Genomic DNA, 14,064 nt, shown 5'->3' with positions numbered 1-14,064 from the left:
TCAGACCAGCCCTTCGCGCTTGTCGGCCTCGATCGCCGCGGGATCGCGCGCCGCCCTGTCGCCCCAGCCGCCGCCGCCACCGGATCGCACGATCAGCCGGTCCCCGGGCTTCAGCACCACGCCGGCCTCCTTGGTCTTCAGGTCGCGCTCCGATCCATCGGCATGGCGCAGCGTGTAGTGGTGCGGCGCGCCATCCTCGCCCCCCAGCATCCCGGCCGCGCCGTGGCGCACGCCATCGCCGGCGGTATTCGCGCGCGCCTCGCCCTCCGTCTCGATGCGGAGGTCGAGTTCCGCGCCAAGGCCACCGCGATACTGCCCCTCGCCCCCCGATCCCGGGCGCAGCTCGTGATGGGCGAAGAACAGCGGGAAGCGGGCCTCCGCCATCTCCACGCTGCCGAATTTCAGCCCGCCGGCGGAATGCCATTCCCCGGCGGAGGACCAGCCATCCCCCGTCGCATGGCCGCCGCCGCCGGGCCGGGCATGGAACAGGTGCCACACGAAGCGCCGCCCCGCGCGGCGGGGGTCCGTGCCCTGGATCGCCACGCGGAAACGCCGCCCCCAGCCGCCCATGGCGCGCTGCGGGCAGGCCGGCGCCAGGGCTTTCACGATCGCCTCCACGATCTCGTTGGAGCAGTGGCTGGTGCAGAGCGTGACCGCCGCGCCGGGCCGCGCATTCACCACCGACCCCTCCCGCGCCACCAGGTCCAGCGCGCGGAAGGCGCCGTCATTCTTCGCGACCTCGGGGTCCAGCAGATAGGCCAGCGCCATCCGCGCGGCGGAAAGCGTGTTGGGCCAGGAGGAATTGACGAAGCCGCGCACCTGGTCGTCGGAGCCCGAGAGATCGACGGAGACCTGCCCACCGCGCTTGCGCACCTTGGCGCGGATGGTGATGTCCTCCACGCCGTGCCCGTCATCATCCAGCACGGCCTCACCCGCGTAGTCGCCATCCGCCCATTCGCCGATGATGCGGCGCGCATGGGCTTCGGACAGGTCGAGGATCGCCTCCACCGCCGCCGCCAGCGTCGCGCCGCCATGGCTCGCCAGCAGCGCATCCATCCGCTTCGCGCCGAGCCGCGCCGCGCCCCACATCGCCATCAGGTCGCCGGTGAAGTCGCGCGGGATGCGCGTGTTCAGCGCCAGCATCCGCACGAGGTCGTCGCGCAGCACGTCACCCTCGCCGAGGCGGATCGGCGGGATGCGGATGCCCTCCTGCCAGATCTCATGCGCCGCCGGGTTGTAGCCGCCATGCGTCGCGCCGCCGATATCGGATTGGTGCGCCCGCACCACGGCCAGGAACCGCAGCGACCCGTCCCCGAAGACCGGCTGGATGATGGTCAGGTCCGGCAAATGCGAACCCCCATGCCAGGGGTCGTTCAGCAGGTAGCAGTCGCCCGGGGCGATCCGCCCGCCGAAGGCATCCAGCACCGCCTTCGCCGCCAGCGGCATGGCGCCGACATGGACCGGGATGTGGTCCGCCTGCGCCACCAGCCGCGCCTGGTCATCGCAGAGCGCGATGGAGAAGTCGCGGGAGGAGTTGAGGATCTGGGAGGTCGCGGTGCGCAGCAGCGCCTCCCCCATCTCCTCCACAACCGCGCGGAAGCGGTTTTCCAGCACCGCGAGGGTGACGGGATCGGGCGTTTCGGTCGGGGGTGCGTTCATGGACGCGGACGGTCCCGCCGCCACTGCCCGTCGTCAAGCCGGTCCGGGGGCGATGCCGGCGCGCGCGCACGTGATCGTCTCGCTTCCGAACCCTTGGGGAATTGGCGCGCTTCGCCGGGCGGAAGGGCATGGGGACCCGATGTTCGTCACGCGCATGACCACCGTTGCCCGGGCCAGCCGGCGACCGGCCGTGGCCGGATGGCCCCCTATCGTGGCGCCCCTGCTGCTCCTGCTCCTCCCCTTCCTGCTGCGCGCCGTCGCGCTGCCGGCCAGCGTCCTCGATCCGGATGAGGGTCTCTACCTCGTCCAGGCGATTGCCTGGCTGAAGGGGGGCTGGCCCTACCTCGCGGTGTGGGACATGCACCCGGTCGGCGCCCCCGCCCTGCTGACCGTCGCCGTGGCGCTGGCGCCGAGCCCCCTGGTCGCGCTGCGCCTGGCGGGGATGGTCGCCGTGGCGGTGACGTCGCTGCTGCTGATGCGCCTGGTGATGCGGCTTGGCGCCGGCCGCGCCGCCGGTTTCGCGGCCGGGCTGCTCTATGCCTGCCACACGCTGGTGCTGGGGGGCCTCGCCACCAACACGGAAATCCTCTTCGCGCCCTTCATGGTGGCGGGTGCCACGCTGATCCTGGCGGAAACCCTCGCGGCCGGCGCGCCGCGGCCGGGCCTCGCGGCCTGCCCGCCGCGGCCAGGCATGGTCTTCCTCGGCGGCCTCTGGTTCGGCTGCGCGCTCTGGGTCAAGCAGGTGGCGGGGCTGGAGGCTTCGGCGCTGTGGCTCACCCTGGCCTGCGTCGCGCTGGCCGAGAAGCGGGCCGGCATCGCGCGGGTGCTGGTGCTGGCGCTGGTCTTCGCGCTGGGCTGCGCGCTGCCCACCGCCGTCACCGCCGCCGCCTATGCCGCCATGGGTGCTTTCGGGGAGTGGTGGCACAGCAACGTCACCGTGCTGATGCACTACGCGGCGGTGGAGGATGGGTCGCCCGGCCTCCGGCGTGGCCTGGCGGCGGCGGTGGGTTTTCTCCTGTGGCTGCTGGCGGCGGCGGCGCTGCTGGGGCTGGGGCCGCGCCCCGCGATCCGGCGCGGCGCGCTGCTGCTGCCCTGGCTCGGCGCCGCCCTGGTGCAGGCGGTCGCGCCCGGCAAGTATTTCGACCACTACTTCCTGATGCTGCTGCCGCCGCTCTGCGCCCTGGCGGCGCTGGGGTTGCAGGCGGCGGCGCTGCGGGCGGCGCGGCGCGGCGCGCGGGCGGGGGCGGTGGTGGTGCTGGCCGCCGCCATTGCGGCGCTGCCCGTCTCCGCCATGCTGCTGCCGCGCCTCGGCCATGGCTTCGGCTGGCGCGGGGCGGACCCCCCCGCCCAGGTCGCCGCCATCGCCCGGGTGGAGGTCGGGCCAGGGGATTCCGTTTTCATCGTCAACTGGCACCCCGTGGTCTATGCCCTGGCGGGGTTGGACCCGCCGACCCGTTTCGCCTTCCCCAGCCACCTGGCCGGCCTTCATGCGGGGCTGACGGGCCTCGACCAGGATGCGGAACTCGCCCGCGTGCTGGCCTTGCCGCCGCGCCTCATCGTCATCGCCCCCGCCCGCTGGTGGCTGGTGCGGCCGGCGGCGCGGGCGATGATCGAGGCCGCGCTGGTCCGCTATGACCGCATCGCGCAGGTCGAGGACGGCGACGGCCGGGTGGAGGTCTGGCGGCGCCGCTGAGGCCGCCGCAAGATGGGCGCGATGTCGCGCCCCGCCACCCTGACCCAGCTCCTCGAGACCACCGCCCGCCGCAGCCCGGATGCCCTGGCGCTTGGCGGCCTGACCTGGGCGGAGGTCGCCGGCACCGTCCGCCGCCTGGCGGGCGGCCTGGCCGAGGCGGGGATAGGCCCCGGCGACCGGGTTGCCATCTTCCTTCCCAACCGCCCGGATTTTCTCCTGCTGCTCCTGGCCCTCGCCCGGCGGGGGGCGACGGCGATCCTGCTGAACACCCGCTTCCGTGCGGCGGAGATCGGCAACCTGCTGGAACGCGCGGCGCCCACGGCCATCGCCATCGCCCGCGACTTCCCGGCGGTGAATGCGGAAGCCCTGCTGGAAACGGTGCCCCCCGCGCAGCGCGCCTCGCTCCGCCAGGTGCTGGTGATGGATGCCCGCGGCATGGACCGCATCCTGGACCTGCCGGTGAAGCGCCGCGCGACGCTGCTCTCGGCGGCCGAGGCGCCCGACCTCGCGACGCCGGATGCCGAATGCCTGACCTTCACCACCTCCGGCACCACGGCCGGGCCGAAGCTGGTGCTGCATCGCCAGGCCTCCATCGCGGGCCATGCGGCGGATGTGGCGGCGCGGATCGGCACGGGGCAGCCGGGCGCCGCGCTGCTGGCCGCCGTGCCCCTCTGCGGCACCTTCGGGCTGGCTTCCGCCATGGCGGCGATGGCCGGGGGCGCGCTGATCGCCTGCATGGAACGCTTCGACGCGGCGGAGGCCGATGCGCTGATCCGCGCCCAATGGATCACCCACATGGTCGGCGGCGATGAATTGCTGCTGAAGCTGGCGGAGGCCGCGAATGGCCGCCCCTATGCCCCCTTCACCTTCACCGGCTTCGCCAGCTTCCACGGCCAGGCGGCGCGTGTGATGGAGGCCTCCGCCGCCCTCAACCTCGCCGTCCGCGGCGTCTATGGCAGTTCGGAGGCCCAGGCCCTCTTCGCCCTCCAGGACCAGGCTGGCCCCCATGCCGCGGTGGGCGGCGGTGTCCCCGCCGGTGCCGAGGCCGGTTTCGCGGTGGCCGAGGATGGGGAGTTGCTGCTGCGCGGCCCGTCCCTCTTCGACCGCTACCTCGGTGACGAGGCCGCGACGGCGAAGGCCCGCACGGCGCAGGGCTGGTTCCACACCGGTGACCTCGCCACCGCGCAGCCGGAGGGCGGCTTCGCCTTCATCACGCGCCGCGGCGATGCGCTCCGCCTCGGCGGCTTCCTTGTCTCCCCGGAGGAGATCGAGGGTTTTCTCCAGGCCCAGCCCGGCGTCGCGGCGGCGCAGGTGGTGGAGCATGGCGGCAGGCCGGTCGCCTTCGTCATTCCGGGCGACGGCTATGACGAGGCCAGCGTCATGGCCGCCTGCCAGGCCAGCCTGGCGCGCTTCAAGCAGCCCGACCGGATCGTGACGCTCGACGCCTTCCCCGTCACGGATGGCCCGAATGGCGTGAAGATCCAGCGTGCCGAGCTGCGCCGGATGGCGGCCGGGTGAGCCCACCCGCCACCACCCGCGACCCCCGCACGGTCGCGGCCATCGTCGCCTCCGCGCTGTTCATGCAGAACCTCGACAGTTCGGTGGTCGCCACCGCGCTGCCCGCCATGGCGCGGGACCTCGGCGTCGATGCGGTGCATCTCTCCGTCGCCATCACCTCCTACCTCGTCGCGCTCTGCGTCTTCATCCCCGTCTCCGGCTGGGTGGCGGACCGCTTCGGGCCGCGGCGCGTCTTCATGGCGGCGATCATCGTCTTCACCGTCGCCTCCGCCCTGGTCGGCCTGTCCCAGGGCATGGGGGCGCTGGTGGCCGCGCGCATCCTGCAGGGCATCGGCGGCGCCATGATGGTCCCCGTCGGCCGCCTGCTCCTGCTCCGCCGGGTGCGGAAGGAGGAGCTGCTGACGGCGATGACCTGGCTGACCATGCCGGCCCTGCTCGGCCCGGTCTGCGGCCCGCCGCTGGGCGGGTTGCTCACCGATGCGGTGTCCTGGCGCGCGGTCTTCTGGATCAACCTGCCGGTCGGCGCGCTCGGCCTGCTGCTGGTCTGGCGCTTCATCCCGGAGGTGGAGCGCCAGGACCCCGGGCCGCTCGACATCAAGGGCCTCACGCTCTGGGGCCTGGCGCTGGCGCTGCTGGTCACGGGGCTGGAGACGATCGGCCGTGGCGTGGTGCCGGGCTTCGTGACGGCGGGCGCGGTGGTGGCGGGGCTGATGGCGAGCATCGCCGCCGTGCTGCATTCCCGCGCTTCCGTCCGCCCTGCCGTCGATCTCTCCCTGCTGTCGATCCGCAGCTTCGGCGTGCCGATGGTCAGCGGCACGCTGTTCCGCGCAGGCGCGGGCGCCGTGCCCTTCCTGCTGCCGCTGTCGCTGCAACTCGTCTTCGGGCTGTCGGCCGGGGGCAGCGGGCTGGTCACCTTCGCGACCGCGCTCGGCGCCATCCTGATGAAGCCGATGATCCGCCCGCTGCTGCGCCGCTTCGGCTTCCGGCGCATCCTGATGGTGAACGTCGTCCTCGCCGCCGCCGGCGTCGCGGTCTGCGCGGCCTTCACGCCTTCCTGGCCGATGGCCGCGATCTTCGCCGTGCTGGCGCTGGGCGGCCTCTCCCGCTCCCTGCAATTCACCTCCATGGCGACGCTCTCCTTCGCCGATGTGCCGCAGGAGAAGCTGGCCGCGGCCACCGCCATGTCCGGCACCATCCAGCAATTCTCCGTGGCGCTGGGCGTCGTGCTGGGGTCGCTGTCGCTGGAAGCGGGCATGTGGATCAGCGGCCAGGCCACGCCGCAGCTCTGGGAATTCCAACTCGGCTTCGTCATCGCCGGCGCGCTGATGCTGGTCTCCTTCCTCGGCGTCATGCGCCTGCCGGCCGATGCCGGGGCGCGCGTCTCCGGGCACCAGGGCAGCGCGAAACGCGCGTAACCCTTTCGTCGCTGCCCCGCTGGCCGGGCCCGTGCCATGCTCCCCGCCAAGAACGCCGCCTCACGGAGCCGTCCATGACGTTTCGTCGCCTGCTCGCCCTGCTGCTCATGCTGGGGTGGCTGCTGCCCGCCGCGTCCATGGCCTTCGAACTGCCCGGCCTGTCCGGCGACGCGCAGCGCTACGAAGCCTCCCTGACCCGCCGCTTCCCCGCCGGCGGCACGCCCCAGCAGCGATCCCAGGCCGAGACCCGCGCCCGCGCCGCGGAGGCCCGCAATGACTGGGCCGCCGCCGCCACGGCGTGGGAGGAGCGGATCGGCGCCGGCCAGGCGAGCGCGGACCATTGGATGTCACTCGCCAACGCCCAGCTCCGCCGCAACCCGCCGGAGGCGACGCGCGCCCTCCAGGCCGGCTGGCAGGCCTTCATGCTGGTCCCCGGCGGCGCGCCGGAAATCCCCTCCCTGGTCGTGATGGCGGAGGCGCTGCGCCGCCTGGACCAGCCGGCCCTGCAATTGCAGGCGCTGGAGGCGGTGGTGGAACGCGCGCCGGAGGATGCGAAGCACCGCGATGCGCTCGCCACCGCCCGCCGCGCCGCCGGCCTGCTGGTCAGCCGCTTCCGCACGGAACCGGATGCCGAGCCCGCCCGCGCCTGCCTGGACTTCACCGTCGCCCCCGCGCGCCGCAACGACTGGCAGCCGCAGGATTGGGTGCGGGCCGAACCGGCGATCCCGGGCATGGCGGTGGTGCGGGAGGGTGACGCGCTTTGCGTCGCCGGCCTGCCCTGGGGCGCCACCACGCGGCTGACATTGCGCGCCGGATTGCCGGGGGAGGACGGGCTGCGCGTGCTGCGGGACGTGCCGATCAACGTCGCGATGCCCAACCGCACCGCCCGCATCGCCTTCGACAACCGCGCCTTCCTGCTGCCCCGCGGGCAGGAGCCGCGCGTGACGGTCGCCACCGTCAACGTCACCGCCCTGTCGCTGCGCCTCATCCGCGTCACGGAACGCAATCTGGTGCCGCTGACGCGGGACTGGCGCCCGGGCCAGCAGATGGAGGAGTGGACGGCGGAGAACCTGGCGGAGGATATGGGCCGCGTGGTCTGGGAAGGCCGCGCAGACCTGCCCGCCACGGTGCTGAACCGCACCAGCCGCAACGCCCTGCCGCTGCCCGATGCCCTGCGCAGCGCCGGCCCTGGCCTCTATGTCCTGGTCGCGCGCCCGGGCGATGGCCAGTCCCGCGGCGCGGCCTCGGCGCTGCCGATCCTGGCGACCGACCTCGGCCTGACCGCCTGGCGCGGCCCGCAGGGCATCGCCGTGCAGGTGCGCGGCTTCACCGATGCCGCGCCCCGCGCCGATATCCGCCTGGCGCTGATGGCGCGCAACAACGACATCCTGGCCGAGGCGACCACCGCCGCCGATGGCATCGCGCGCTTCAACGCGGCCGCGCTGCGCGGCCAGGGCAACCTCGCCCCCGTCGCCATCCATGCCTTCGGCGCCGATGATTTCGCCGCGCTGGACCTGGAGAGCGCCTCCTTCGACCTGTCGGATCGCGGCGCGGCCGGCGCGCCGCATCCCGGGCCGCTCGATGCCTTCGTCTGGCTGGATCGCGGCATCTATCGCCCGGGTGAGGTCGTGAGTATCGGCGCCCTGCTGCGCGATGGCGGCGGCCAGCCCGTGGACCTGCCCGCGCGGCTGCGCATCAAGCGCCCCAACGGCCAGGTCTTCTTCGAAAGCGTGCCCGCCCGCGTCGCCGGCGCCGCCTTCGTCGCCCCCGTGACCCTCTCCGCCACCGCCCCCGTCGGCGCCTGGACGGTGGAGGTCCTGGCCGACCCGGACGCGCCCCCCATCGGCACGGCCAGCTTCCGCGTCGATGCCTTCGTGCCGGAACGGCTGGAGGTCACCGCCGGCCCCGTCACCGGCCAGCTCGTCCCCGGCCGGGCGCTGGACCTGCCCGTGCTCGCCCGCTTCCTCTATGGCGCGCCCGGATCGGGCCTGACCGGCAGCGCGGAACTCCGCCTCTCCACCGACCCCGAACCCTTCGAGGCCTGGCGCGGCTGGCGCTTCGGCCTGATGGAGGAGAGCTTCGCCCCGGACCTCATCACCGCCGACATCCCGGAGACGGATGCGGAAGGCCGCGCCCGCGTCGCCCTGCTGCTGCCCGCCGCGCCGGACACCACGCGCCCCGTCAAGGCCGACATCACCGTGTTGATGGCCGATCCCGGCGGCCGCACCAGCGGCGCGCGCCTGTCACTCCCCGTCCGCGCCGCCGGCACGCTGCTGGCGATCCGCCCGGCCTTCGAGGGCGGCGCGGTGAATGACGGCGCGGAAGCCGCCTTCGACATCGCCGCGGTGAACCCCGACGGCGCCGCCATCCCCGCGACGCTGCGCGTCCGGCTGGTGCGCGAACGCCCGGATTGGCGGATCGTCGTCCGCGAACGCCTGGCCCGCTACGAGACGGTGTGGCGCGACGAAGCCGTGGACAGCACGGAACTCCGCGTCGCCCCCGGCCAGCCCGGCCGCTTCGCCCGCAACCTCGGCTTCGGTCGCTACCGGATCGAGGTGACGGAGCCCAGCGGCCTCGCCATTGCCAGCTATCGCTTCCGCGCGGGCTGGGCGCAGGCGGAGGCGGCGGAGGTGCCCGACCGCGTCGATGTCGCCGCCGATCGCCGCGCCTATGCGGCCGGCGACACCGCACGGCTGCGCATCACGCCCCCCTTCGCCGGCCGCGCCAGCGTCGCCGTGCTGACGGACCGCCTGCTCTCGACGCAGGAGATCGAGGTGCCGGAAGCCGGCGCGGAAATCGCCATCCCCGTCGATGCCGCCTGGGGCCCTGGCGCGCATGTCGCCGTCACGGTCTTCCGGCCCGGCAATGCCCCTGCCGGTCGCCCCGGCCGCGCGCTCGGCCTGGCCTGGATCGGCCTCGACCCCGCCGCGCGGCGGATGGAGGTGGCGATCGAGACGCCCCCGCTCGCCCGCCCGCGCACGCGCATCGAGGTGCCGCTGCGCCTGACGGGCGCGGGCAGCACGGCGATGGTCACGCTGGCCGCGGTGGATGAGGGTATCCTCCGCATCACCAGTTTCCCGTCACCCGATCCCGTCGCGCATTTCCTCGCGCGGCGTCGCCTCGGCCTCGACATCCGCGACGATTACGGCCGGCTGATCGCGCCGGCGGAGGGCGATGCCGCGGTGCTGCGCCAGGGTGGCGATGGCATGGATGCGGCGGCGATGCAGAACATCCCGCAGCGCCTGGTCGCGCTGTTCAGCGGCATCGTCACGGTGAACCCGGACGGCACCGCGACCATCCCGCTCGACCTGCCCGATTTCGCGGGCGAACTCCGCCTGATGGTCGTGGCCTGGGACGGCAACCGCATCGGCAATGCAGCCCGCCCCATGGCGGTGCGGGACCAGGCGGTGGCGGAGGCGATGCTGCCCCGCTTCCTGGCCCCGGGCGATGAGGCGCGGCTGCCGCTGCTGCTGCACAACATCGAACTCCCCGCCGGCACCTTCACCGCGACGCTGACGGCGACGGGCGCCATCGAGCTCGCCGGTCCCGCGCGGCTGGACCAGTCGCTCGCCACCGGCGCCCGCGCCGCGCCCTTCACCACGCTGCGCGGCACCATGGCGGGGGAGGGCACGCTGCGCCTCGCCATCACCGGCCCCGGCGGCTTCGCCGTGACGCGGGAGAGCACGATCACCATCCGCTCCTCCCGCCCCGCCGTGACGGAGGTTGCGGTGCGGAGCCTGGCGCCGAACGAATCCGCGCCGGTCGCCCTGCCATCGGACCGCTTCATCCCCGGCACCTGGCGCGCCACCGCCAGCTGGGGCGCGCCGGTGCGCTACGACCCGCAGGCGCTGCTGCGCGCCCTGCGCGGCTTCCCGCTGGATTGCCTGGAACAGGCCTCCTCCCGCGTCCTGGCGCTGTCCTACGCGCCGGCCAATGCCGATACGGCGCAGGAGGACCAGGCCCTGCTCGGCCGGGCCATCGCCTCGGTGCTCGACCGCCAGCGCTTCGACGGCCGCTTCGGCTTCTGGTCCGCCGAGGGCAACATTCATCCCTGGGCCAGCCTCTACGCGACGGAGGCGCTGCTCCGCGCCCGCGCCGCCAATGCCCCCGTGCCGGAAGCCGCCCTGGCCGCCGCGCTGCGGGCGGCGGAGGAAGATTTGGAGATGACGCCGGACAATGCGGAGGAACGCGCCGCCCAGGCCTACCGGGTGCACATCCTTTCGCTGGCCGGGCGCAACCGACTGGGCGCCGCGCGGCGGCTGGCGGAGCAGCTGGACCAACTGCCGACGCCGCTGGCCCGCGCGCAGCTCGCCGCCGCCTTCGCGCGTGCGGGCGATCGGGGAAGGGCGGAGGCGATCTTCGCCGCGGCGCTGGCCAATCCCGGCCGCCAGGTCTGGTATGGCGACTATGGCAGCGCGACGCGCGATGCCCTGGCCACCGCCCTGCTGCTGCGGGAATCGGGGGTGGCGCAGGACCGCCTGCCCGCGCTGATGGCGCGGCTGCCGGGCGCCGACCTGACCCCCGCCACCACCAACACCCAGGAACAGGCCTGGGCCGTCGCCGCCGCCTTCGTGCTGGGGCGGGATGGCCGCCCGGTGCGGATCGCGGTCGGCGACCGCGACCTGCCCGTGCAGCCCATCGTGACCCAGGCGCTGACGGCGGCCACCACCGCCCGCAACCGCGGCGATGCGCCGGTGGCGCAGGCCGTCTCCATCACGGGCGTGACCACGTCACCGCTGCCGGCGGCTTCGCAGGGCATGCGGGTGGCGCGGCGCTTCTATGACCTGGCCGGGCAGCCCGTGAACCTGGATACGCTGCGGGCCGGGGCCTCCATCATCCTGCTGCTGGAAGCCCGCAACACCACCAATGAGCGCATGCAGGCCATGGTGACCCAGGGCCTGCCCGCGGGGTGGGAGATCGCGGGCCGCCTCGGCCCGGGCGACGTGCCGGGCATGCCCTTCCTCGGCACGCTGACCGCGCCGGAATCGCAGCCCGCGCGGGATGACCGCTTCGCGGCGGCCGTGGAACTGACGCCGGAGCAGCCGCTGGCGCGCCTCGCCGTGCGGCTGCGGGCCGTGACGGCGGGGCGCTTCGAACTGCCGGGGCTGGAGGCGCAGGACATGTACCGCCCCGGTGTCTTCGCCCGGCAGAACGCGGCGCGGATCGTGGTGCTGCCGGCGGATTGATGAAACGGCTTGGCCTCGCGCTGATCGCCTGCGCCGCGGCGGTCATCGCCGCGGACCGGGCGCTGCCGCCCGACCTCTCCCGCCTCACCGCGGGGGTGGAGGTGCTGGACGGGCAGGGGAGGACCCTTTCCGTCCTGCCCGCCCCGGGCGGCGTGTGGCGCCTGCCGACCAATGTGGCCGATGTGCCGCCCCACCTGACCGCCATGCTGCTGGCGGCGGAGGACCGGCGCTTCCACTGGCATCCCGGCGTGGACCCCATCGCCCTGGCCCGCGCCGCCCTGCAATGGGTGCAAGCGGGGCAGGTGGTCTCCGGCGGATCGACCCTGACCATGCAGGCCGCCCGCCTGCTGGAACCCCGGCCGCGCACGCTGCGGTCCAAGCTCATCGAGATCGCCCGCGCCTTCCAGCTCGAAGCCCGTTTCACCAAGGACGAAATTTTGGGAGTCTGGCTGACCCTCGCACCGCAGGGCGGCAACCTCGAAGGGCTGCGCGCCGGGTCGCTCGCCTGGTTCGGCCGCCCGCCCGCGCAGCTGGATGCGGCGGAAGCCGCGCTTCTGGTGGCCCTGGCACGCCGTCCCGAAGCCTTGCGCCCCGACCGCCATGCCGATGCCGCCCGCCGCGCGCGGGATGCCGTGCTGCTGGCCCGCGCCGCCGGCGCCGGCGCCGTCAACGCCGATGAACGTGCCGTGGCGCTGGCTGAGCCCGTCCCCGCAAGCCGCCTGCCCATGCCCCGCCTGGCGCCGCATCTGGCGCGAGAGGTTTCCCGGGGTGCGCCGCCCGGCGCCCGCATCGCGACGACGCTGGACCGCGACCTGCAACGCGCGGTGGAACGTTTGGCGGAGGAGGCGCTGCGCGGCCTGCCGGACCGCGCCGCCATCGCCCTGGTGGTGGCGGAGGTCGAGACGCGCGCGATCCGCGCCCTGGTCGGCGGCAGCTTCGGCGTGGAGTCGCGGGCGGGGATGCTGGATTTGACGCGCGCCATCCGCTCCCCCGGCTCCGCCCAGAAGCCCTTCCTCTACGCCTTGGCCTTCGAGGGGGGCGTGGCGCGGCCCGACACCATCGTCAGCGACATCGCACTCCGCTTCGGCAGCTATGCGCCGGAGAATTTCTCCCGCGAATTCACGGGGCGCGTGACGGCCGCCGATGCGCTGCGCCAGTCGCTCAACCTGCCCGCGGTGGCCCTGCTGCAGGAGGTCGGCGCGCTGCGCTACGCCGCCGCGCTGAAAGCCGCCGGCAGCCCGCCCCGGCTGCCACCGGGCGCGGAGCCCAGCCTGCCGCTGGCCTTGGGCGGCGCCGGCACGACGCTGCGGGAATTGGTGGCGCTGCACGGGCTGCTGGGCGATGGCGGGCGCGCGGCGCCACTGACCGCCATCCCCGGCCCGCCACCGCCCCGCACCGATGTGATCGTGCCCCACGCCGCCGCCGCCGTCGCCGGCATCCTCGTGCAACCCTTCCCCGGCGGCGGCCCGCCGGGCATCGCCTGGAAGACCGGCACGAGCTGGGGCGGGCGGGATGCCTGGGCGCTGGGGCTCGACCGGCGCCATGTCGCCGGAATCTGGGTGGGTCGCCCCGACGGCACGCCCATCCCCGGCCTGACGGGCCGCGCCGCCGCCCTGCCGGTGCTGGCCCGCAGCTTCGCGTTGCTCCCCGCCGCGCCGAGGGACCCCCTGCATATCCGCCCCGCCGCGCAACCCTTCGCGGAGGCCGCGGACCGGCTGCGCCTTCTGTTCCCCATGCAAGGCGCCGTGCTGGCGGAGGGCGGCCCCGTCACCATCCGCGCCACCGGCGGCCGCCGCCCCCTGACCTTCCTGGTGGATGGCGCGCCGCTGGCGGCGGAGCGCGCGCGGCGGGAGGCCGCCTGGACCCCGCCCGGCCCCGGCTTCTACCGCATCACCGTGCTGGACGCGGATGGCGTCTCCGCCCGGTCGGAATTGCGCGTGCGGTAGCCGCCCGTCACATCCCGCAGCGCGCCACCGCCGCGCGCATATGCCCGGGCACCGGCGCCTCCACCCGCAATGCTGGCTCCAGCGGCAGGGCGATGGCGCGGGCCAGCAGATGCAGCTGCCCGGCGCCGCCGCCATACATCGCATCCCCCAGGATCGGGCAGCCGAGATGCGCGCAATGCACGCGCAGCTGGTGGGTGCGTCCCGTCTCCGGCGCCATCTCCAGCAGCGTGATCCCGTCACCGCGCCCGAGCACCCGCCAGGCGGTGCGCGCGGGATCGCCCTTCGCGTCCACCACCATCCGCCAGCCCTTCGCCGCGCTGCTCACCTTCAGCAGGGGCGCATCGATCACGCCGGCTTCGGCGGCAGGCCCGCCGCGCACCACCGCCCAGTAGGTCTTGGCCACGCGCCGGTCGGCAAACAGGCCGTTGATCCGCGCCAGCATCGGCGCCGTGCGTCCCAGCACCAGGCAGCCCGCCGTGTCCTGGTCCAGCCGGTGCGCGGGCTGCGGGTCCCGCTTCTTGCCGAGGCGCAGCGCCGGCAGCCACGCCTCCAGGCTCTCCCCGCCCCGTGCCGAGACCGGCAGGCCCGCGGGCTTGTCCAGCACCATCACCTCCGGCCCCAGATGCAGGATGCGCGCGCGCAACCAG

The 14,064-nt window shown here is 74.4% G+C and carries 7 protein-coding genes; 5 read left to right on the top strand and 2 right to left on the bottom strand.

The window, feature by feature from the left end:
- Entirely contained in the window at nucleotides 1-1,659 is a 1,659-nt protein-coding gene (locus BM041_RS19395; protein WP_092961552.1) for a hydantoinase B/oxoprolinase family protein, read from the bottom strand.
- 211 nt (nucleotides 1,660-1,870) lie between these two features.
- On the opposite strand from BM041_RS19395, the gene BM041_RS19390 reads away from it, so the two are divergent.
- From BM041_RS19390 to pbpC, 5 genes are all read left to right on the top strand, one after another.
- Nucleotides 1,871-3,352, top strand: a complete 1,482-nt coding sequence (locus tag BM041_RS19390; RefSeq protein WP_139226105.1) for a hypothetical protein — start codon at nucleotides 1,871-1,873, stop codon at nucleotides 3,350-3,352.
- Nucleotides 3,353-3,373: 21 nt separating this feature from the next.
- Nucleotides 3,374-4,870 (top strand): AMP-binding protein, encoded by a 1,497-nt coding sequence (locus BM041_RS19385; RefSeq protein ID WP_175534033.1) that lies wholly within the window; start codon nucleotides 3,374-3,376, stop codon nucleotides 4,868-4,870.
- On the top strand, nucleotides 4,867-6,285 hold the full coding sequence (locus BM041_RS19380) for a DHA2 family efflux MFS transporter permease subunit (protein ID WP_245762164.1): 1,419 nt from the start codon (nucleotides 4,867-4,869) through the stop codon (nucleotides 6,283-6,285). Before BM041_RS19385 ends, BM041_RS19380 begins: the two co-directional genes overlap by 4 nt.
- Before the next feature lie 74 nt (nucleotides 6,286-6,359).
- Nucleotides 6,360-11,471: an alpha-2-macroglobulin family protein gene (locus BM041_RS31885; protein WP_092961549.1), complete on the top strand. Its 5,112-nt coding sequence runs from the start codon at nucleotides 6,360-6,362 to the stop codon at nucleotides 11,469-11,471.
- Nucleotides 11,471-13,417, top strand: a complete 1,947-nt coding sequence (gene pbpC, locus BM041_RS19370; RefSeq protein ID WP_092961548.1) for a penicillin-binding protein 1C — start codon at nucleotides 11,471-11,473, stop codon at nucleotides 13,415-13,417. The genes BM041_RS31885 and pbpC overlap by 1 nt, the downstream gene beginning before the upstream one ends.
- Before the next feature lie 7 nt (nucleotides 13,418-13,424).
- Here the strand turns inward: pbpC and BM041_RS19365 are convergent, their stop codons facing one another.
- Nucleotides 13,425-14,060, bottom strand: a complete 636-nt coding sequence (locus BM041_RS19365) for an RluA family pseudouridine synthase (RefSeq protein ID WP_245762163.1) — start codon at nucleotides 14,058-14,060, stop codon at nucleotides 13,425-13,427.
- Nucleotides 14,061-14,064: the final 4 nt, after the last annotated feature.

Source organism: Falsiroseomonas stagni DSM 19981, from assembly GCF_900114315.1.
Lineage (GTDB): Bacteria > Pseudomonadota > Alphaproteobacteria > Acetobacterales > Acetobacteraceae > Falsiroseomonas > Falsiroseomonas stagni.
The sequence above is the reverse complement of the archived record's forward strand: the minus strand, read 5'-3'. Positions and strand labels throughout refer to the sequence as shown.

Bases quoted from the DNA above. Each gene is read 5' to 3' on its own strand.
- BM041_RS31885 (WP_092961549.1), top strand. From the start codon at position 6,360: ATGACGTTTCGTCGCCTGCTCGCCCTGCTGCTCATGCTGGGGTGGCTG.
- pbpC (WP_092961548.1), top strand. From the start codon at position 11,471: ATGAAACGGCTTGGCCTCGCGCTGATCGCCTGCGCCGCGGCGGTCATC.
- BM041_RS19395 (WP_092961552.1), bottom strand. From the start codon at position 1,659: ATGAACGCACCCCCGACCGAAACGCCCGATCCCGTCACCCTCGCGGTG.
- BM041_RS19385 (WP_175534033.1), top strand. From the start codon at position 3,374: ATGTCGCGCCCCGCCACCCTGACCCAGCTCCTCGAGACCACCGCCCGC.